Source organism: Mycobacterium sp., from assembly GCF_035633495.1.
Taxonomy (GTDB): domain Bacteria; phylum Actinomycetota; class Actinomycetes; order Mycobacteriales; family Mycobacteriaceae; genus Mycobacterium.
The window spans coordinates 38,404-56,756 of the sequence record NZ_DASQEU010000016.1 but is presented as its reverse complement, the minus strand read 5'-3'; the positions used below and the strand labels follow the sequence as shown (position 1 = coordinate 56,756).

Sequence of the window (18,353 nt, the reverse complement as noted above, 5' to 3'; positions counted from 1 at the left end):
CCGGTATGGGAGAAAATGAGTCGGCCCACGTCGACGTCGGAGCGCTTCTCGAGGTCGCAAGCCGATACGACGCGGTCGCAGACGTCGTCGACGGGCTGGCCCGCACCCACCTGGACCGGCTGACCTTCGACGGTGCGGTCGCGGGTCGCGACTACGCCCCCCGCGGGGACGCGGTGCGGCGGGCCGTCGACGAATTCGTCGACCAGATGCACGTGTGGGTCAGGGCAATGCGTGAAATCGCGGCTGCACTGCGGACTTCCGGTGATCGCTACCTCGACGCCGATGCGCGCGGCGCTGCGCGGCTGGGGTGACGGTGGCGAACCCCTACGACGTCGCGGCACGACTCGCCGAGGGGCGGCCCGCCATCGACGACGTCGAGGAGTACGTTGCGGCGTGTCGTCGGCTCGGCTACCAACATCGGGATCTGACGATGCACGCCACGCAGATACGCGATTGGTACGGCGGCGAAGAGGGCCTCGACCTGCGCGCCTTGGACGCTGATCACGCCGCCCTGTCCGCAGCCGCGTCGGCAGCCGAGGACGCCGCCCGGATGCAGGCCGACCTGGCGTCGGAACTCTCGGCGGCGTGGTCCGGCCGGGGAGCGGTCGCCGCACACCAATTCGTTTGGCGCAGTGCGCAAGCTGCGTCCACGGTCAGCGCGGCGGTGCGCACGGCCGCGGACGTGGTGGCGACGCTTCGGGACGCACTGTGGCGCGCCGTCGACGCGAGGGTGCTCGCCACCGAGACCGTCGACGGCAGGCAGCAGGCGCAGCGCGCCGAGTGGCTGGCCGCCGCCAAGACGGTGACGACCGGTACGGGAGACCTCGCGGCTGCCAGCGAACTGATCGAGTTGCAGGTCAAGCCATTCGTCAACCACGAGGTCGGTTCCGACTGGCTGGCCGCGATGCGCACCGCCGTCGCTTCGATCAACGCGGCCTACGACTCGGCGATCGCGGGCATGACCACCGCACCGCCCGCGGCGTTCGGCGTGCCCGGCGAGCTCGGCCCACGCCCCCAGCCGCCCGAGCACGTAGAAGTAACGGACGGTGGTGGGTCCGTGGTCGTTCCCGTTCACACCGTGCCCGCGGCGGCCGTCGGTTCGGCTCCGCCTGCCGCGGCTCCGTCCCTCGCAGCGACTCCCGCTGCGCCGTGGTCGGGGCCTGCACCCGTGACGCCTCCACCTCTCGGCGAAGCTGCCCCGCTGGCGCCTGCGTCCGCGCCGGCCGCACCTCCATCTGCCGCGCCGTCCATGCCGTCGACGCCGTCGCTGGGTGACCTCGGTGCCGGCACGTCCACGCTCGGTTCCGGCGTCTCGGGATTCGGGCAGCAGTTGGCCGACCTGATCGGCGGTCTGGTCGGTTCCGCCGATGGCGGACTACCCGATGCCGCCGATCCCGATGGGCCCACCGATCTGACCGGCGCCGAAGACGATCCCGACGCCGAAGACGACGCCGACGAACCCGAGGAACCGGGTGTCGAGGAGGACGCCGGGGCCACCGACGAGCCCGAGGAACCGGGCGAGGAGATCGTCGACGAGGCGGCGCCCGAACCGCCGCCGACCCCAGAACCGGTATCAACGCCGGCTCCACCACCCCCCGAGGCGCCGCCCGCCCCGCCGGGGTTACCCGAGCCCGTCGCCGACGCCCCTCCCGAGGCTGCGGAGCCGACGCCGTGCGAGATTGCCGCCGACGAGTTGCCGCAGGTCGGGGAGTAGCGTCCGGTGGGCCGCTCCTTCCGCCGCGGTACGTGCCAAGGACTGCTCAGTGCGCCAGTGCGACCAGTTCCTCGCAGAACTTCACGGACTCGCGGTCGTCGCCGGCGAGCGGATGCACCAGCAGCGTGGTGACGCCCGCTTCGGCGTAGCCGGCCAACCGCTCCTTGACGAAACCGCTTGGCCCGACGAGGGATACGTTGCGAACCAGCTCGTCGGGCACCGCGGCGATCGCCTCGGCCTTCTTGCCCGCGAGGTAGAGGTCCTGGATGTGATCGGCGACTTCGCCGAAGCCGTACCTCGTGGCCAGGTTGTGGTAGAAGTTCTTGCCGCGCGCGCCCATGCCGCCGATGTACAGCGCCAGTTGGGGTTTCGCCCATGCCAGGCGGTCGTCGACGTCGTCGCCGATGGCCAGGCTGGCCGAGACCATGACGTCGAGCGGACCGAGTGCGGGGTCGCGCTTGGCGGTGCCCGCGCGCAGCGCGTCGCCCCAGACGTCGTCGGCCTTCTCGGGGTAGTAGAACACCGGCTGCCAGCCCTCGGCGATCTCCGCCGTGAGCTGGACGTTCTGCGGCCCAAGCGCCGCGATGGTGATCGGAATGCGTTCGCGGACGGGATGATTGATGAGCTTCAGCGGCTTGCCCAGCCCGGTGCCGCGGTCGGCCGGTAGGGGGATCTGGTAGTACTTGCCGTCGTGCTGGACCTTCTCGCGTCGCCAGACCTGGCGGCAGATTTCGACGACCTCGCGGGTGCGGCCCAGCGGTCCGTCGAAGGGGACGCCGTGGAAGCCCTCCACCACCTGCGGGCCTGACGTGCCGATGCCGAGCCGGAACCGCCCGTCGGAGACGTAGTCGACGCCCGCCGCCGTCATCGCAAGCAGCGACGGCGTACGGGTGTAGATCGGCACGACGCCGGAGCCGAGCTCGATGGTGGACGTCTTGGCCGCGAGGTAGCCCAGTTGGCTGATCGCGTCGTACGAATAGGCCTCGGCGACGAGGGCGATGTCGATACCGCACTTCTCGAGTTCGACGACCTGGTCGGCTGCCTCACGGAAGCCGCCGGCATAGCTCAGGAAGATTCCGGTGCGCATGCTGGAGTTATATCACCATCAACCAGTTGGTTGGTAGCGCGCGTCAGGGCTTGAGGAGCGCCACGACCTTGTTCTCCAATTCGACGGGATCGTCGGAGAACGGATCGAGGACCTCGGCCCTCGGCAACACCACCTCGGGATCGGAGAAGTCCCGGTAGGTCTTGTCACCGGTCAGTTGGTGCAGCAGATAGCCCGTGAGGAGGGCGCGCACGATCTTCTGGGTGCCCCTGTCGGCTCCGGGCAGCTTGAGCACGCGGGCGAGGCGGCGGCCTTCGACCAGTCCGCCCGCCGTCACCTTCTTCACGTTGCGCAGCGTCGCCGGCTTCCAGGCCCTGGCCAGCTCCACCGCGTTGGACCGCAACGACATGGGGTCGCCAGGGTCCGCGAGGATGAGGCCCGGCACGCGCAGACCCGATGCAGGCTGCTGTGCGGGCGGTTTGGTGACGGTGGGAAAGAGGGCGACGGCCGTCTTGAGCCTGTCGGCCATGCCCGCCGCGGCGAAGACGGCGGCCGAACCACCGAAACCGTGACCGACGACACCGAGCTTGGTGGGGTGGACGCTGATCTTTCCGGGGCCCAGTCGTACACCCGAGATGATGTCCAGCGTCGTCCCCAGGTCGAACGCCAAGTTCAGCACCGAGGGCGCGAAGCTCGTCTCGGTGTGCGGGGCGGCGGCGACGATGCCCCAGGACGCGAGATGTTCCAGCGTTCCGGCGTAGCGGTCGGCGCTTGCCAGCCAGTCGTGGCCGAACGCTATACCGGGCAGGTTCATGCCCGATTCGGGGGTGTACACGATGCCCGGCAATCCGGCGAAGGCCAGATCACCGCGAAGAACGCGATGAGGTCCCCGACGGGTCAACGCAGCGAAGAGTTTCTTCGTCTTGGACACCCGATGACCGTAGCTCACACCAGGTTGGGACGGCGGCTGCACTACCCTGGTTGGTCATGTGCGGAATCGTCGGCTACGTTGGGCAGCGTCCTGCCCGCGACATCGTCGTCGACGCCCTGCGCCGAATGGAGTACCGGGGCTATGACTCGTCGGGGGTCGCGCTCCTGGACGGCCGCGGCGGCATGGCGGTGCACAGACGCGCCGGTCGACTCGCGAACCTCGAGGCTGCCCTCGCGGAGGCCGACCCCGGGGGCTTGACGGGTAATACCGGCATTGGCCACACCCGTTGGGCCACCCACGGCAGGCCGACGGACCGCAACGCCCACCCGCACCGCGACGCTGCCGGCAAGATCGCCGTCGTTCACAACGGGATCATCGAGAACTTCACCGCGCTGCGCGCCGAGCTGGAGACCACCGGGGTCGAATTCGCGAGTGACACTGACACCGAGGTTGCCGTCCACCTGGTGTCCTGGCAGTACCACCACGGCCCCACCGCGGGCGACTTCGTCGGGTCCGTGATGGCCGTGCTGCCGCGTCTGGAGGGCCACTTCACGCTGGTGTTCGCCAGCGCCGACGACCCGGACACCATCGTGGCCGCCCGCCGTTCCACACCGCTGGTGATCGGCGTCGGGGACGGCGAGATGTTCCTTGGTTCCGACGTAGCGGCCTTCATCGAGCACACCCGTGAAGCCGTCGAGCTGGGCCAGGACCAGGCCGTGGTGATCACCGCCGACGGGTACCGGGTCACCGACTTCTACGGCAACGACGAGACCGCCAGTGCTCGACGTTTTCACATCGACTGGGACCTGTCCGCCGCCGAGAAGGGCGGTTACGAGTACTTCATGCTCAAGGAGATCGCCGAGCAGCCCGCCGCGGTCGCCGACACTCTGCTCGGGCACTTCGTCGACGGCCGCATCGTGCTCGACGAACAACGCCTCAGTGACCAGGAGCTCCGCGAGATCGACAAGGTCTTCATCGTCGCGTGCGGAACCGCCTACCACTCCGGGCTGCTGGCCAAGTACGCCATCGAGCACTGGACGCGGTTGCCCGTCGAGGTCGAGGTCGCCAGCGAGTTCCGCTACCGCGACCCCGTGCTGGACCGAAGCACGCTGGTGATCGCCATCTCGCAGTCCGGAGAGACCGCCGACACTCTGGAGGCGGTTCGGCACGCCAAGGAGCAGAAGGCCAAGGTCCTGGCCATCTGCAACACCAACGGCAGCCAGATCCCGCGCGAGTGCGATGCGGTGCTGTACACGCGCGCGGGTCCGGAGATCGGCGTCGCCTCCACCAAGACGTTCCTGGCTCAGATCGCCGCCAACTATCTGGTCGGGCTGGCGCTGGCGCAGGCGCGCGGCACCAAGTACCCCGACGAGGTCGAGCGCGAGTTCAACGAGCTCGAGGCGATGCCCGACCTGATCGCCCGCGTGCTGACGTGCATGGAGCCCGTCACCGAGCTGGCCCATAGGTTCGCCTCGTCGTCGACGGTGCTCTTCCTGGGCCGCCACGTCGGCTTCCCGGTGGCCCTCGAGGGTGCGCTCAAGCTGAAGGAACTGGCCTACATGCACGCCGAGGGGTTCGCGGCCGGCGAGCTCAAGCACGGGCCGATCGCTCTGATCGAGGACGACCTGCCCGTCATCGTCGTCATGCCGTCTCCGAAGAACGCGGCCATGCTGCACAGCAAGCTGCTGAGCAACATCCGCGAGATCCAGGCGCGGGGCGCGATCACCATCGTCATAGCCGAGGAGGGTGACGACACGGTGCGGCCCTACGCCGATCACCTCATCGAAATCCCGGCGGTGTCAACGCTTTTCCAGCCGCTGCTGTCGACCATTCCGCTGCAGGTGTTCGCCGCGGGCGTGGCGCAGGCGCGTGGATACGACGTCGACAAGCCCCGCAACCTGGCGAAGTCCGTCACCGTCGAGTAGGCGCGACCCGCGACCGCGAGACTACGGAAATATGCGGGAAATCGGGCGAAAGCCCGCATATTCCGCAGTTTCGGCGCCGGTCGCGGCGGTTGCGCGACGACTTGCAGACACCCGCAATCATCGATGCCGCCGTGACATGGCGCCTCGACGCCGACTGGGCCGCGCGGATGGTGCTGGCCTGGGGCGAGCTGCAGCGTGACATGCCGGGTCGCCTATGGCCCTGCGCGAACGGCGAATGTCACCTGTTCCTGCTCGACCGCAGTCGTGGCGGCACGGGCCGCTGGTGCTCGATGAGCGGTTGCGGCAACCGGATGAAGGCGCGGCGCCACTACAGTCGGACGGTTGGCAAGCCGGGGGACTGACCAGGAAAGCCGATATCGCCGGTGATATCGACTTCGGGAACGGGTCCGTGTCCGGAGAAGCCGCGCTCAGAGTTCGCGGATGCGACGGGTCCGTGCCCGACGCCATTACCCGGAGTAGGCCGAACTCGCGGCATCACGCCGTAACCTAGGGCGGGTGCGGCACTACTACACCGCGGACGTCATCCGTGAGGCGGAGGCGCCGCTGTTGGCCAGCCTGCCCGACGGCGTCCTGATGCGGAGGGCCGCCCACGGCCTGGCGGGTGCGATCGCCCGCGAACTGCGCGCCCGTACCGGGGGGATCGCCGGTCGTCGGATCTGTGCGGTGATCGGTTCCGGTGACAACGGCGGCGACGCGCTCTGGGCGGCGACGTTCCTGCGACGTCGCGGAGTGCGCACGTTCGCGATCGTGCTCAACCCGCAGCGGGTGCATCGGGTGGCGCTCGCCGCGTTCACGCGGTCAGGCGGGCGCGTCGTCCAAAGGGTGCCGCAGGCAACCGATCTGGTGATCGACGGGGTCGTCGGCATCTCGGGATCCGGTCCGCTGCGTACGGCCGCCGCGGAGGTGTTCGACGCCGTCAACGCCTTGGGCATCCCCGTCGTGGCGGTCGACATTCCGAGCGGAGTCGACGTTCAGACCGGGGCGGCCGACGGGCCCCACGTCCGCGCCGCCCTGACCGTGACGTTCGGCGGCCGCAAACCGGTTCACGCCCTGGGTGATTGCGGGCGGGTCGAACTAATGGACATCGGCCTCGACCTGCCCGACTCCGACGTGCGTTCGCTGGAGAGCCCCGACGTCATCGCGCGGTGGCCCCTTCCCGGCGCGCGCGACGACAAGTACAGCCAGGGCGTGACGGGCGTGATGGCAGGCTCGTCCACCTATCCGGGAGCGGCCATCCTGTGTACGGGTGCCGCAGTCGCCGCCACCTCGGGCATGGTGCGGTACGCGGGATCGGCTGCCGCCGAGGTGGTTTCGCACTGGCCCGAGGTCATCGCCACACCTAGGGCCAACGCGGCAGGCCGGGTCCAGGCCTGGGTGGTCGGGCCGGGGCTCGGCACCGACGAAGCGGGTGCGGCGGCGCTGTGGTTCGCCCTCGACACCGACCTGCCCGTGATCGTCGACGCCGACGCGCTCACCATCCTCGCCGCACACCCCGACGTCCTCGAGGGGCGAAGGGCTCCGACCGTCCTCACTCCGCACGCGGGCGAGTTCGCCCGCCTGGCCGGCCATCCGCCGGGTGCCGATCGCGTGGGCGCGACCCGACGGCTGGCCGAGGCGTTCGGCGCCACCGTCCTGTTGAAGGGGAACGTCACCGTCGTCGCCGAGCCGGGCGGACCCGTCTACCTGAACCAGGCGGGTCAATCGTGGGCCGCCACCCCGGGTTCCGGTGACGTGCTCTCCGGCGTCATCGGCGCACTGCTAGCCTCGGGTCTGTCCCCGGGTGAGGCGGCGGCGTCGGCGGCATTCGTCCATGCCCGCGCCGCAGGGCTGTCGGCCGCCGATCCTGGACCGCGACCCGCACCCACCTCGGCGTCGGGAATTCTCGCGCACATCCGTTCGTCGATCGCCAATCTCTAGAAGGGACAACAGATGTCATCCAGGCACTCTCCGGCAGCGTCGATGGCTCCGGCCTACACCGGCAGGCTCTCCACCGTGCCCGTGCCGACATTGCGGATGCCGAACGAATCGATGGACCCGCAAGCCGCCTACCGGTTCATCCACGACGAGCTCATGCTCGACGGCAGCTCACGGCTGAACCTCGCGACCTTCGTCACGACGTGGATGGATCCCGAGGCCGAGAAACTGATGGCCGAGACGTTCGACAAGAACATGATCGACAAGGACGAGTACCCGGCAACGGCCGCCATCGAGCAGCGCTGCGTGTGCATGGTCGCCGACCTCTTCCACGCCGATGATCTGCGCGAGGACGACCCGGGCAGCGCGATCGGCGTGTCCACGGTGGGATCCAGCGAGGCCGTGATGCTGGCCGGGCTGGCGATGAGCTGGCGGTGGCGGGCGAAGGTCGGCGACGGTTGGCGCAGCCGCAGGCCGAATCTCGTGATGGGTTCCAACGTGCAGGTGGTCTGGGAGAAGTTCTGCCGGTACTTCGACGTCGAGCCCGTCTACCTCCCGATGGAGGAGGGGCGCTACGTCATCACGCCCGAGCAGGTTCTCGCTGCGGTCGACGAGGACACCATCGGCGTGGTGGGCATCCTCGGCACCACCTACACCGGCGAGCTCGAGCCGATCGCCGAGATCTGCGCGGCCCTGGACAAGTTGGCCGCCGACGGCGGTGTCGACGTCCCGGTGCACGTCGACGCGGCCAGCGGTGGCTTCGTTGTGCCGTTCCTGCACCCGCAGGTGTTGTGGGACTTCCGCCTGCCCCGCGTGGTGTCGATCAACGTCAGTGGCCACAAGTACGGCCTCACCTACCCGGGCATCGGCTTCGTGGTGTGGCGCAGCGCCGAGTACCTGCCGGAGGAGCTGGTCTTCCGGGTCAACTACCTCGGCGGCGACATGCCGACGTTCACGCTGAACTTCTCCAGGGGCGGCAATCAGGTCGTCGGCCAGTACTACAACTTCCTGCGGCTCGGCCGAGCCGGTTACGGCCAGGTCATGTCGTGTCTGTCGACCACCGCCCGCTGGTTCGGCGACCAACTGCGCGACAGCGAGCACTTCGAGCTCATCTCCGACGGGTCGGCGATCCCGGTGGTCAGCTTCCGCCTCAAGGGGACGCGCCGCTACACGGAGTTCGACGTCTCGCACGCGTTGCGTTCCTTCGGCTGGCAGGTGCCCGCCTACACGATGCCCGACGACGCGACGGACGTCACCGTGCTTCGGGTCGTGGTCCGCGAGGGCTTCTCCACCGACCTCGCCAGGGCGCTGAAGGACGACATCCTCACCGTCCTGAAGAGCCTGGACGAACTCGAGCCGAACGGCCATTTCGACCAGCTGCAGCCCTTCGCGCACTAGGCCCGACGACCTGGTTCTGCACACTCTGGGAGAATCGACGACGGTGACATGACCATGCACACGACCCAGCTGCCGACATCGACCGCCGCCGCGAAGGTGGTGGTGGATCTCGGCGCCATCGAGCACAACGTGCGCTTGCTGCGCGAACGTGCCGGATCGGCCGAGGTGATGGCCGTCGTCAAGGCCGACGGTTACGGTCACGGGGCCGCCCAGGTCGGCCGGGCCGCCATCGCGGCCGGTGCCTCCGAGCTCGGCGTCGCGACCCTCGACGAGGCACTGGCCCTGCGCCGCGACGGCGTGACGGCGCCGGTGCTGTGTTGGCTGCATGCGCCGGGCACCGACTTCGCTCCGGCATTGCGGGCCGACGTCCAGTTGGGGGTCTCGTCGACGCGTCAGCTCGCCGAGGTGCTTGACGCGGTCGGGCGCACGGGTCACACGGCGACCGTCACCGTGAAGGTGGACACCGGGTTGAACCGCAACGGCGTCGGCTCCGCGGACTTCGCGGACCTCTTGGTGGCGCTGCGACGGGCGGCCGCCGACGACGCGATCCGGCTCCGCGGCATCATGTCGCACCTCGCCTGCGGTGACGATCCGACGAGCCCCGTCAATGACCGACAAGCACAACGCTTCTCGGAGATGCGCTCGCAGGCCAGCGAGGCGGGTGTCGAGTTCGAGGTGGGGCACCTGTGCAACTCTCCCGCGGTGCTGACGCGGCCCGACCTCGCATTCGACATGGTGCGAACGGGTATCGCGGTGTACGGGCAGACGCCGATCCCGGCCAAGGGCGACATGGGGTTACGGCCGGCGATGACGTTGACGTGCCCCGTCACCCTGATTCGTTCGCTCAAGGCGGGCGACGGGGTCTCCTACGGACATACGTGGGTGGCCAAGGCCGACACCACCGTGGCGCTCATTCCCATCGGGTACGCCGACGGTGTCTTCCGCGGACTGAGTGGTCGCATCGCGGTCCTGATCAACGGGCGGCGCCGACCGAACGTGGGTCGCATCTGCATGGACCAGTTCGTGGTCGACCTCGGCCCCGGCCCCGTCGACGTCAGCGAGGGTGACGAGGCGATCCTCTTCGGCCCCGGCGACGCCGGTGAACACACGGCGCAGGACTGGGCCGAATTGCTCGGCACCATCAACTACGAGGTCGTCACCAGCCCACGCGGCCGGGTGTCCCGCGTGTACGTGAACGCGACGGGCGGAAGCCGTTGAGCGACTCCAGATACGACGCCTCGCGTCGCCGCAAGCGGACGGGGCGGTGGTTGGCAGGCGCCGCCGGGCTCTCCGCGGTCGGCGGGCTGGCGGGCACCACCGTGGCCCGCTCCCTGACGCGCCGAGTCGCCGAGGACGATCCACATCGCGACGAGGACTTCGAACTCCTCGACGCCGACCGCGGGTGCGTCGTGACCACCCCGGACGGCGTTCCCCTCGCGGTCAGGGAGGTAGGCCCAGAAGACGCGCCGCTTACGGTGGTCTTCGCTCACGGTTTCTGTCTGCGCATGGGCGCCTTCCACTTTCAGCGGGCGAGGTTGACCGAGCAGTGGGGATCGCAGGTTCGCATGGTCTTCTACGACCAGCGTGGGCACGGCCAGTCCGGCGATGCGCCGACCGAGTCGTTCAACGTTCCCCAACTGGGGCAAGACCTCGAGTCGGTGCTGTCCGTCATTGCTCCCCGCGGTCCGGTGGTCTTGGTGGGGCACTCGATGGGGGGTATGACCGTGCTGGCCCACGCGCGCCAGTATCCGCAGCGGTATCCCACCCGGATCGTGGGAGCGGCGCTCATTTCTTCTGCTGCCGAGGGGGTTTCACGGTCGCCGTTGGGCGAGGTGTTGAAGAACCCGGTTCTCGAGGCGGCTCGCTTCGCAGTGCGGTACGCGCCGAAGGCGGTCCATCGCACCCGCGGTGCCACCAGTTCGGTGATCGGACCGGTGCTGCGGGCAGCGTCCTACGGTGACGAGAAGATCAGCCGCAGCGTCGTGTCATTCTCCGAGAAGATGATGCACGACACGCCGATCGCCACCATGATCGGGTTCCTGCACGCGCTGGAGGTTCACGACGAGACCGCGGCCCTGTCGACGCTGGCGAAGGTGCCCACCCTTATCGTCTGTGGCGACCACGACCTGCTGACGCCCATGGAGTACTCCGAAGCCATGGCAGCGCATCTGCCGAAGTCCGAGCTCGTCATCGTCGGCGGCGCAGGCCATCTCGTTCAACTCGAGCAGCCCGAGATCGTCGACGACGCGTTGGTGCGATTGGTGGAGCGCGCGACACCGTCGAAGCTCGTGGCGATGACCCGTCGGCTCCGTGAGCGGGCGCGCAATCATGGCTGAGGTGCTCGAGGGAACCGCCGAGCTGGCGACCGCGGACGACACCGTCGCCCTCGGTGCCCGGTTGGGAGCGGACCTCCTGGCCGGCGACGTCGTCGTACTGTCCGGTCCACTGGGTGCGGGAAAGACGGTGTTGGCCAAGGGCATCGCGCAGGCCATGGACGTCTCGGGAACGGTGACCTCGCCGACCTTCGTACTGGCCCGCGTGCACCCTGCGCGACGGGCGGGCGCGCCGGCCATGGTGCACGTCGACGTCTACCGGCTGCTGGACCATGCAGGCGCCGACCTGTTGGCCGAGCTGGACTCCCTCGACCTGGACACCGATCTCGACGACGCCGTCGTCGTCGTCGAATGGGGTGAAGGGCTCGCCGAACGACTGTCGGATCGCCACCTCGACATCAGGTTGGAGCGCAGCCGCGACACCGACGTCCGGGTCGCCACCTGGCAGTGGTACCGAGAATGACCGTTGTCCTGGCGATCGACACCGCCACCCCCGCCGTCACCGCGGGGGTGGTGCGCCGCGGGACGACGGGAGTCGACGTCCTGGGCGAGCGAGTCAACGTCGATCCCCGCGCGCACGCTGAGCAGCTCACCCCGAACGTGTTGGGCGCCTTGGCCGATGCGGGACTGCGGATGGCCGATCTGGACGCCGTCGTCGTCGGCTGCGGCCCCGGTCCGTTCACGGGCCTGCGCGTCGGCATGGCGACCGCCGCCGCCTACGGCCACGCCCTCGGCATCCCGGTCTTCGGGGTGTGCAGCCTCGACGCCATCGGGGTGGACACCTCCGGTGACGTCCTGGTGGTCACCGACGCCCGCCGACGCGAGGTGTACTGGGCGCGCTATCGCGACGGAGTCCGCAATGACGGGCCAGCGGTGAACGCACCGGCGGACGTCCCCACTGACGCGGCGGCCGTGGCCGGATCACCCGCGCACGCGGCGCTCTTCGACCTGCCGCGGTTGACGCCCGTCCAGCCGACCGCGTCGGGCCTCGTCCGCGTCGCCGACTGGTTTGTTGCGGAGCCGGAACCGCTGATCCCGCTGTACCTGCGGCGTCCCGATGCCAAGCCTCAGCCGGTGCTGTCATGACCGTCGAGTACGGATCGCTCGCCATCGGCGACGCCGATCGCTGCGCCGAGCTGGAGGGCGAGCTGTTCCCCGGAGACGACCCGTGGCCCCCGGTGGCGTTCATCCGCGAGCTGGAGTCCGCGCACAACCACTACGTCGCGGCCCGTCTCGACGGCGAGCTCGTCGGCTATGCGGGCGTCAGTCGATTGGGGCGAAAACCGCCCTACGAGTTCGAGGTTCACACCATCGGCGTCGACAAGCGCTTCCAGGGGCAGGGCATCGGTCGTGCTCTGTTGGACCACTTGCTGGGCATCGCCGACGGGGGCACGGTCTTCCTCGAGGTAAGGACCGACAACGCGGCGGCGATCGGTTTGTACGAAAGCGTCGGCTTCACCGTGGTGGGAACGCGTAAGAGGTACTACCGGGTCAGTGGCGCCGATGCGTACACGATGCGGCGGCAGACTGAAGGAGTGGCGAAGTGATCGTCCTGGCCATCGAAAGCTCCTGTGACGAAACGGGAGTCGGGATCTGCAGGCTGGATGACGACGGCACCGTGACGTTGTTGGCCGACGAAGTCGCCTCCAGTGTCGACGAACACGCGCGGTTCGGCGGCGTGGTTCCCGAGATCGCCTCGCGCGCGCATCTCGAAGCGCTCGGCCCCACCATGCGGCGGGCGCTCGCGGTGGCAGGCATCGACAAGCCGGACGTAGTGGCGGCCACCATCGGGCCCGGCCTCGCGGGCGCGCTGCTGGTGGGAGTCGCTGCGGCCAAGGCATATTCGGCCGCATGGGAGGTGCCGTTCTACGCGGTCAACCACCTCGGCGGGCATCTCGCCGCCGACGTCTACGACCACGGCCCGCTGCCCGAGAGCGTCGGATTACTGGTGTCGGGCGGGCACACCAACCTGCTGCACGTGCGGTCGCTGGGGGAGCCGATCGAGGAGCTCGGCAGCACCGTCGACGACGCGGCCGGCGAGGCGTACGACAAGATCGCCCGGCTGCTCGGCCTCGGCTATCCCGGCGGCCGGGTGCTCGACGAGCTGGCGCGCACCGGTGACCGGGAGGCGATCGTGTTCCCGCGCGGGATGACCGGGCCTCGAGACGACCCCTACGCGTTCAGCTTCTCGGGACTCAAGACGGCGGTCGCCAGGTATGTGGAGTCTCACCCCGACGCCGCGACCGCGGACGTCGCGGCGGGCTTTCAGGAGGCGGTCGCCGACGTGCTCACCAGGAAGGCGGTGCGCGCCGCGGAAGCGCTCGGCGTGTCGACGCTGTTGATCGCGGGCGGCGTCGCCGCCAACTCCCGCTTGCGAGAGCTCGCCGAGGAGCGCTGCTCGGCAGCCGGTGTGACCTTGCGGGTGCCGCGGCCGAGACTATGCACGGACAATGGCGCGATGATCGCGTCGTTCGCCGCGCACCTGATCGCGGCGGGCGCACCGCCGTCGCAGTTGGCGGCGGCGACCGACCCAGGGTTGCCGGTGGTGAGGGGGCAGGTCGCGTGAGCGTGGAAAGCGAGCCACCTGACGTTTGATTTCTGTAGCGCGGAGAACCGGTACGGCCCCAGCCTTGAGGAACTAGCACTCGCGTGTATAGAGTGCTAAGTGGCAGGCGGCCAAACCCCGCTCCGGCTCCCGCGACGACGGTGTGAGGGCTAGGACGCGTGCCGAACACCTGAGAATGCTGAAAATCCGTGAGGGTCCGGGAACTAGCCCGGATCGCACCCCTATCAAATGTGGAGGGCTCCATCGTGGCGAGCGTGAACATCAAGCCACTCGAGGACAAGATCCTCGTTCAGGCCAATGAGGCCGAGACTACGACCGCTTCCGGTCTGGTCATTCCCGACACCGCCAAGGAGAAGCCGCAGGAAGGCACCGTCGTCGCAGTTGGCCCCGGCCGCTGGGACGAGGATGGCGAAAAGCGCATCCCCCTGGACGTCGCCGAGGGCGACACCGTCATCTACAGCAAGTACGGCGGCACCGAGATCAAGTACAACAACGAGGAGTACCTCATCCTGTCGGCACGCGACGTGCTGGCAGTCGTCTCCAAGTAAGCATCAGCATCCCGCCCCGGAGGTCCCCGTCAACGCGGGTGATGTCCGGGGCGGCATGCGTTGTGTCTCAACTACGTAGTCAGAGAGAACATTCATGAGCAAGCAGATTGAGTTCAACGAAACTGCGCGCCGGGCCATGGAAGCCGGCGTCGACAAGCTCGCCGACGCGGTCCGCGTGACCCTGGGCCCGCGTGGCAGGCACGTCGTGCTCGCCAAGGCGTTCGGCGGCCCGGTCGTGACCAACGACGGCGTCACCATCGCCCGCGAGATCGACCTCGAGGACCCGTTCGAGAACCTGGGTGCCCAGCTTGTCAAGTCGGTGGCGACCAAGACCAACGACGTCGCAGGTGACGGCACCACCACCGCCACCGTGCTGGCTCAGGCGATCATCAAGGCCGGCCTGCGCAACGTGGCCGCCGGCGCCAACCCCATCGAGTTGGGTCTGGGCATCGCCAAGGCCGCCGACGCGGTGTCCGAGGCGCTGCTGGCCGCCTCCACCCCGATCACCGACCAGAACGGCATCGCGCAGGTGGCGACCGTGTCGTCGCGTGACGAGGTCATCGGTGCGCTCGTCGGCGAGGCCATGACCAAGGTCGGCCACGACGGCGTCGTCACCGTCGAGGAGTCCTCGACAATGAACACCGAGCTCGAGGTCACCGAGGGCGTCGGCTTCGACAAGGGCTTCACCTCCGCGTACTTCATCACCGACTTCGACGCCCAGGAAGCGGTGCTCGAGGACGCCTTGGTGCTGCTCAACCGGGAGAAGATCAGCTCGCTTCCCGACCTGCTCCCGCTGCTGGAGAAGGTGGCCGAGGCGGGCAAGCCACTGCTGATCATCGCCGAGGACGTCGAGGGAGAAGCCCTCTCGACGCTGGTCGTGAACGCGATCCGCAAGACGCTCAAGGCCGTCGCCGTCAAGGCGCCGTTCTTCGGTGACCGTCGCAAGGCATTCCTCGATGACCTCGCAGTCGTCACGGGTGGCCAGGTCGTCAACCCCGACGTCGGTCTGCTGTTGCGCGAGGTCGGCCTCGAAGTGCTGGGCACCGCCCGGCGCGTGGTCGTCAGCAAGGACAGCACCGTGATCGTCGACGGCGGCGGCAGCAAGGACGCGATCGAGGGCCGCAAGTCGCAGCTGCGCGCCGAGATCGAGGCCACCGATTCCGACTGGGACCGCGAGAAGCTCGAGGAGCGTCTGGCCAAGCTGTCGGGCGGTGTCGCGGTGATCAAGGTCGGCGCGGCCACCGAGACCGATCTGAAGAAGCGCAAGGAGGCCGTGGAGGACGCGGTCTCGGCGGCCAAGGCCGCCGTCGAGGAGGGCATCGTCACCGGTGGTGGCAGCGCTCTGGTACAGGCCGGGTCGGTTCTCCCGGCGCTGCGCGACTCGCTGAAGGGTGACGAGGCGCTCGGCGTCGACGTGTTTGCCTCGGCGCTTTCGTCGCCGCTGTACTGGATCGCCACCAACGCCGGACTGGACGGCTCGGTCGTGGTGAACAAGGTGTCGGAGCTGTCCGCGGGACAGGGCTTCAACGCCGCGACGCTGAAGTACGGCGACCTGCTGGCCGACGGCGTCGTCGATCCCGTGAAGGTGACCCGCTCCGCGGTGCTCAACGCGGCGTCGGTGGCGCGGATGATCCTCACCACCGAGACCGCGATTGTCGAGAAGCCGGCCGAGTCAGAGGACGGTGGCCACGGTCATCACGGCCACTCGCACTAGGCACGATCGAACGCAAAGGCACCCCCGGCCCTGGTGGCCGGGGGTGCTTTCGTTTGGTGGGGAGTCAGGCCGCGGCAGGTAGTTCAAAGACCGGCGTGCAGATCTCCAAGTAGACCTTCGACTTTGGGTCGGCCCGTGGGCAGAGAGCGAAGTAGTCAAAAGCTTTGGGCGACAGGCGGAACGAAGTCGAGTTCGTCATGTAACAGGAGGGCAGTGTTGTGGAGTTGACCCGTAATCACGCGGGCCAGCCGTTGCGGGCACGTCAGCGCGAGATCTTGAACCGCATCGTTCGGGAAACCGATCCGCCGACGGGCAGCCTGCCGCGGATAACCGTGAGCAGAGAGCTCGACGACGAGTACAGCGCGCGGGTGGGTGAGGTACTCGATCTAGCCGGGACGATCGGCGCGATCCTAATGGCGTCCGGGATGCCGGCGACCGCCACGATGGACCAGGTGACGGCCATCACCGGCGCGTACGGCATCGAGCGTTGCGAGGTTGACGTCATCAACACGACAATCCACGTCTCTGCCTACCGGGGGCCGACGTTGGCGCCCGCCAGCACGCTGCACATCGTGCAGTCCCGGTCGATGGACTTCAGCCGACTGGCGGCCGTCGACCGTCTGATCGGTCGCATCCGCGCGGGCGAGGTGTCGCCGTCGGACGCTCGCGACGAGCTCGACGCCATCAGTACCGCCCCGCACCCATACAAGCGCTGGATCGCCACCCTCGCCTGGGGCGCGCTGGCCTTCGCGACGGCGGGAACCCTCGGCGCCAGTTTGCTCGCCTGTGCGGTGAGCGCTTTGAGCGCCATGACGATCGACCGTGTCAATCGGCGACTCAACAGGCATGGACTGACGTTCTTCTTTCAGTACGCGGTCGGCGGCGCGATCGCGACCGCGCCGCCGCTGGTGCTCTACTGGCTCAGCCCCAGGCTGGGGTTGCACTTCGAACCGACGGTTGCGATCGCCGCCGGCCTGGTGGTGCTTCTCGCCGGACTTTCGTTGGTGGGCTCGGTCGGCGCTACGCGATTCTCAATGACCAGCACGCCGTCGGATTCGCATCGGTGTTGGGTGCGCTGGCAATCGGCACCGCGCTTGCGGCCGGTGTCAACTTGGGCGAATGGAGCTCGTGGAAGGTTCGGAGGCGCCGAGTCCAGGCTCGCCGCCGCAGCCGGGGCGTACGACTTGCCCGCTAGCCCGGACGTCTGCAATCCACCGCCACTCGCACAGAGTAGTCCTGCACGGCTTCGCTTCAACGGCTGCTGTGATGCGGGGGCCGCGGTGTCAGACGTGCACGTCGCGGAGTCCCACGGCGAAGCGCAGACCCGAGCAGTTGTAGCACCCCACACACCCGACACAGTTCGTGCAACCGACACAACCTAGGCACGCGATACAACGCTTGCAGAACCCGCACGCCATACATGCGACGCTCCCTGCGACCGCGAGTGACATTGCGGTGACGATACTTCCGGCGACGGCGGCACTGCCTGCCGTGGCAATTGATCCGGCCACACCGGCACTGGCGACGGTGGCTACCGATCCGGCGACCGCGCTGCTGGCGACGGTGGCTGCCGAACCGACGACAGCGGAGCTGGACACGGTCGCCACCGACCCCGCTACCGCGGTGGAAGTCGTCGCGGCATCGGGGGCGCCGCAGTCAGGGTCGGCGTTGAGGTTTCTTGCCACCACTCCATCTTGCGTCAGCGCCAACCGGCTGTCTCGCAATGAGGTCACCGGGAGTGGTCGTCTTCTCAGACCCGTCGGGTATGGCGCTGCCCATACGCCGATCGCGTTATGCGAGGGACCAACGTTTCGCACCACGCAGCGACGAGGAGAGGCCCATCCCGCGAAGGGATGGGCCCCTACATTCGTAAGGGTTCTTCGTGAGGGGGCTGAGCTGGGGCTTCCAGGTGTCTGACGTGACTGCTGCGGTCACGCGGTGCGGCGAATGCCCCGCTTGAGTAGGAGCTCGCGTTCGGACTCGCTGAGGCCACCCCAGATGCCGTACGGCTCTCCGACCGCGAGGGCGTGGGACCGGCACTCAGCAACCACCGGGCAACGTCGGCACATCTCCTTGGCGCGCATTTCACGCTGAGCCCGGGCACGGCCCCGCTCACCGTCGGGATGGAAGAACATCGCGGAATCGACGCCTCGGCAAAGTCCCGACATCTGCCAATCCCAGATGTCGGCATTTGGCCCGGGCAACTGCTGCGGCTGTGGCATTGGGAAAAACCCTCTCTACGCG

At 68.5% G+C, this 18,353-nt stretch carries 18 protein-coding genes; 15 read left to right on the top strand and 3 right to left on the bottom strand.

Annotated features, from left to right (window positions below; all coding sequences use genetic code 11):
• The first annotated feature begins 5 nt into the window (after positions 1 to 5).
• Together VET27_RS03035 and VET27_RS03030 are read left to right on the top strand one after the other, a co-directional pair.
• Positions 6 to 311: a DUF7162 family protein gene (locus VET27_RS03035; RefSeq protein ID WP_526515006.1), complete on the top strand. Its 306-nt coding sequence runs from the start codon at positions 6 to 8 to the stop codon at positions 309 to 311.
• A 2-nt stretch (positions 312 to 313) separates the two neighbouring features.
• Positions 314 to 1,714: a hypothetical protein gene (locus VET27_RS03030; RefSeq protein ID WP_526515004.1), complete on the top strand. Its 1,401-nt coding sequence runs from the start codon at positions 314 to 316 to the stop codon at positions 1,712 to 1,714.
• Between the two features lie 46 nt (positions 1,715 to 1,760).
• Here VET27_RS03030 and VET27_RS03025 read toward each other — a convergent pair whose 3' ends face one another.
• Together VET27_RS03025 and VET27_RS03020 are read right to left on the bottom strand one after the other, a co-directional pair.
• On the bottom strand, positions 1,761 to 2,801 hold the full coding sequence (locus VET27_RS03025; protein ID WP_526515002.1) for an LLM class F420-dependent oxidoreductase: 1,041 nt from the start codon (positions 2,799 to 2,801) through the stop codon (positions 1,761 to 1,763).
• Between the two features lie 43 nt (positions 2,802 to 2,844).
• Entirely contained in the window at positions 2,845 to 3,690 is an 846-nt protein-coding gene (locus VET27_RS03020; protein WP_526515000.1) for a dienelactone hydrolase family protein, read from the bottom strand.
• Between the two features lie 56 nt (positions 3,691 to 3,746).
• Here VET27_RS03020 and glmS point away from each other — a divergent pair, with 56 nt between their 5' ends.
• From glmS to VET27_RS02955, 13 genes are all read left to right on the top strand, one after another.
• A complete protein-coding gene (gene glmS, locus VET27_RS03015; RefSeq protein WP_526514998.1) occupies positions 3,747 to 5,615 on the top strand; it encodes a glutamine--fructose-6-phosphate transaminase (isomerizing) in 1,869 nt (622 codons plus the stop codon).
• A gap of 131 nt (positions 5,616 to 5,746) precedes the next feature.
• The gene (locus VET27_RS03010; RefSeq protein ID WP_526514996.1) at positions 5,747 to 5,977 is read left to right on the top strand and encodes a CGNR zinc finger domain-containing protein; all 231 of its coding nucleotides are present in this window, start codon (positions 5,747 to 5,749) and stop codon (positions 5,975 to 5,977) included.
• 154 nt (positions 5,978 to 6,131) lie between these two features.
• Positions 6,132 to 7,553 (top strand): NAD(P)H-hydrate dehydratase, encoded by a 1,422-nt coding sequence (locus VET27_RS03005; protein ID WP_526514994.1) that lies wholly within the window; start codon positions 6,132 to 6,134, stop codon positions 7,551 to 7,553.
• A gap of 12 nt (positions 7,554 to 7,565) precedes the next feature.
• Complete coding sequence (gene gad / locus VET27_RS03000; protein WP_526514992.1) at positions 7,566 to 8,948, top strand: glutamate decarboxylase; 1,383 nt, start codon at positions 7,566 to 7,568, stop codon at positions 8,946 to 8,948.
• A gap of 48 nt (positions 8,949 to 8,996) precedes the next feature.
• A complete protein-coding gene (gene alr / locus VET27_RS02995) occupies positions 8,997 to 10,166 on the top strand; it encodes an alanine racemase (protein ID WP_526514990.1) in 1,170 nt (389 codons plus the stop codon).
• On the top strand, positions 10,163 to 11,284 hold the full coding sequence (locus VET27_RS02990) for an alpha/beta fold hydrolase (protein ID WP_526514988.1): 1,122 nt from the start codon (positions 10,163 to 10,165) through the stop codon (positions 11,282 to 11,284). The genes alr and VET27_RS02990 overlap by 4 nt, the downstream gene beginning before the upstream one ends.
• A complete protein-coding gene (tsaE, locus tag VET27_RS02985; protein WP_526514986.1) occupies positions 11,277 to 11,744 on the top strand; it encodes a tRNA (adenosine(37)-N6)-threonylcarbamoyltransferase complex ATPase subunit type 1 TsaE in 468 nt (155 codons plus the stop codon). Before VET27_RS02990 ends, tsaE begins: the two co-directional genes overlap by 8 nt.
• On the top strand, positions 11,741 to 12,367 hold the full coding sequence (gene tsaB, locus VET27_RS02980; protein WP_526514984.1) for a tRNA (adenosine(37)-N6)-threonylcarbamoyltransferase complex dimerization subunit type 1 TsaB: 627 nt from the start codon (positions 11,741 to 11,743) through the stop codon (positions 12,365 to 12,367). The genes tsaE and tsaB overlap by 4 nt, the downstream gene beginning before the upstream one ends.
• Entirely contained in the window at positions 12,364 to 12,828 is a 465-nt protein-coding gene (gene rimI, locus VET27_RS02975) for a ribosomal protein S18-alanine N-acetyltransferase (protein ID WP_526514982.1), read from the top strand. Before tsaB ends, rimI begins: the two co-directional genes overlap by 4 nt.
• A complete protein-coding gene (gene tsaD / locus VET27_RS02970) occupies positions 12,825 to 13,847 on the top strand; it encodes a tRNA (adenosine(37)-N6)-threonylcarbamoyltransferase complex transferase subunit TsaD (RefSeq protein WP_526514980.1) in 1,023 nt (340 codons plus the stop codon). Before rimI ends, tsaD begins: the two co-directional genes overlap by 4 nt.
• Positions 13,848 to 14,092: 245 nt before the next feature.
• Entirely contained in the window at positions 14,093 to 14,395 is a 303-nt protein-coding gene (gene groES / locus VET27_RS02965; RefSeq protein ID WP_029116754.1) for a co-chaperone GroES, read from the top strand.
• Between the two features lie 94 nt (positions 14,396 to 14,489).
• The gene (groL, locus tag VET27_RS02960; protein ID WP_526514978.1) at positions 14,490 to 16,109 is read left to right on the top strand and encodes a chaperonin GroEL; all 1,620 of its coding nucleotides are present in this window, start codon (positions 14,490 to 14,492) and stop codon (positions 16,107 to 16,109) included.
• 224 nt (positions 16,110 to 16,333) lie between these two features.
• Positions 16,334 to 17,491, top strand: a complete 1,158-nt coding sequence (locus VET27_RS02955) for a threonine/serine exporter family protein (RefSeq protein WP_526514976.1) — start codon at positions 16,334 to 16,336, stop codon at positions 17,489 to 17,491.
• Positions 17,492 to 18,040: 549 nt separating this feature from the next.
• Here the strand turns inward: VET27_RS02955 and VET27_RS02950 are convergent.
• Complete coding sequence (locus VET27_RS02950; protein WP_526514974.1) at positions 18,041 to 18,331, bottom strand: WhiB family transcriptional regulator; 291 nt, start codon at positions 18,329 to 18,331, stop codon at positions 18,041 to 18,043.
• Positions 18,332 to 18,353 lie beyond the last annotated feature (22 nt).

Coding starts and splice junctions, on each gene's coding strand:
- tsaB (WP_526514984.1), top strand. CDS start 11,741: ATGACCGTTGTCCTGGCGATCGACACCGCCACCCCCGCCGTCACCGCG.
- groL (WP_526514978.1), top strand. CDS start 14,490: ATGAGCAAGCAGATTGAGTTCAACGAAACTGCGCGCCGGGCCATGGAA.
- VET27_RS03025 (WP_526515002.1), bottom strand. CDS start 2,801: ATGCGCACCGGAATCTTCCTGAGCTATGCCGGCGGCTTCCGTGAGGCA.
- VET27_RS02950 (WP_526514974.1), bottom strand. CDS start 18,331: ATGCCACAGCCGCAGCAGTTGCCCGGGCCAAATGCCGACATCTGGGAT.
- tsaE (WP_526514986.1), top strand. CDS start 11,277: ATGGCTGAGGTGCTCGAGGGAACCGCCGAGCTGGCGACCGCGGACGAC.
- glmS (WP_526514998.1), top strand. CDS start 3,747: ATGTGCGGAATCGTCGGCTACGTTGGGCAGCGTCCTGCCCGCGACATC.
- alr (WP_526514990.1), top strand. CDS start 8,997: ATGACCATGCACACGACCCAGCTGCCGACATCGACCGCCGCCGCGAAG.
- rimI (WP_526514982.1), top strand. CDS start 12,364: ATGACCGTCGAGTACGGATCGCTCGCCATCGGCGACGCCGATCGCTGC.
- gad (WP_526514992.1), top strand. CDS start 7,566: ATGTCATCCAGGCACTCTCCGGCAGCGTCGATGGCTCCGGCCTACACC.
- VET27_RS03035 (WP_526515006.1), top strand. CDS start 6: ATGGGAGAAAATGAGTCGGCCCACGTCGACGTCGGAGCGCTTCTCGAG.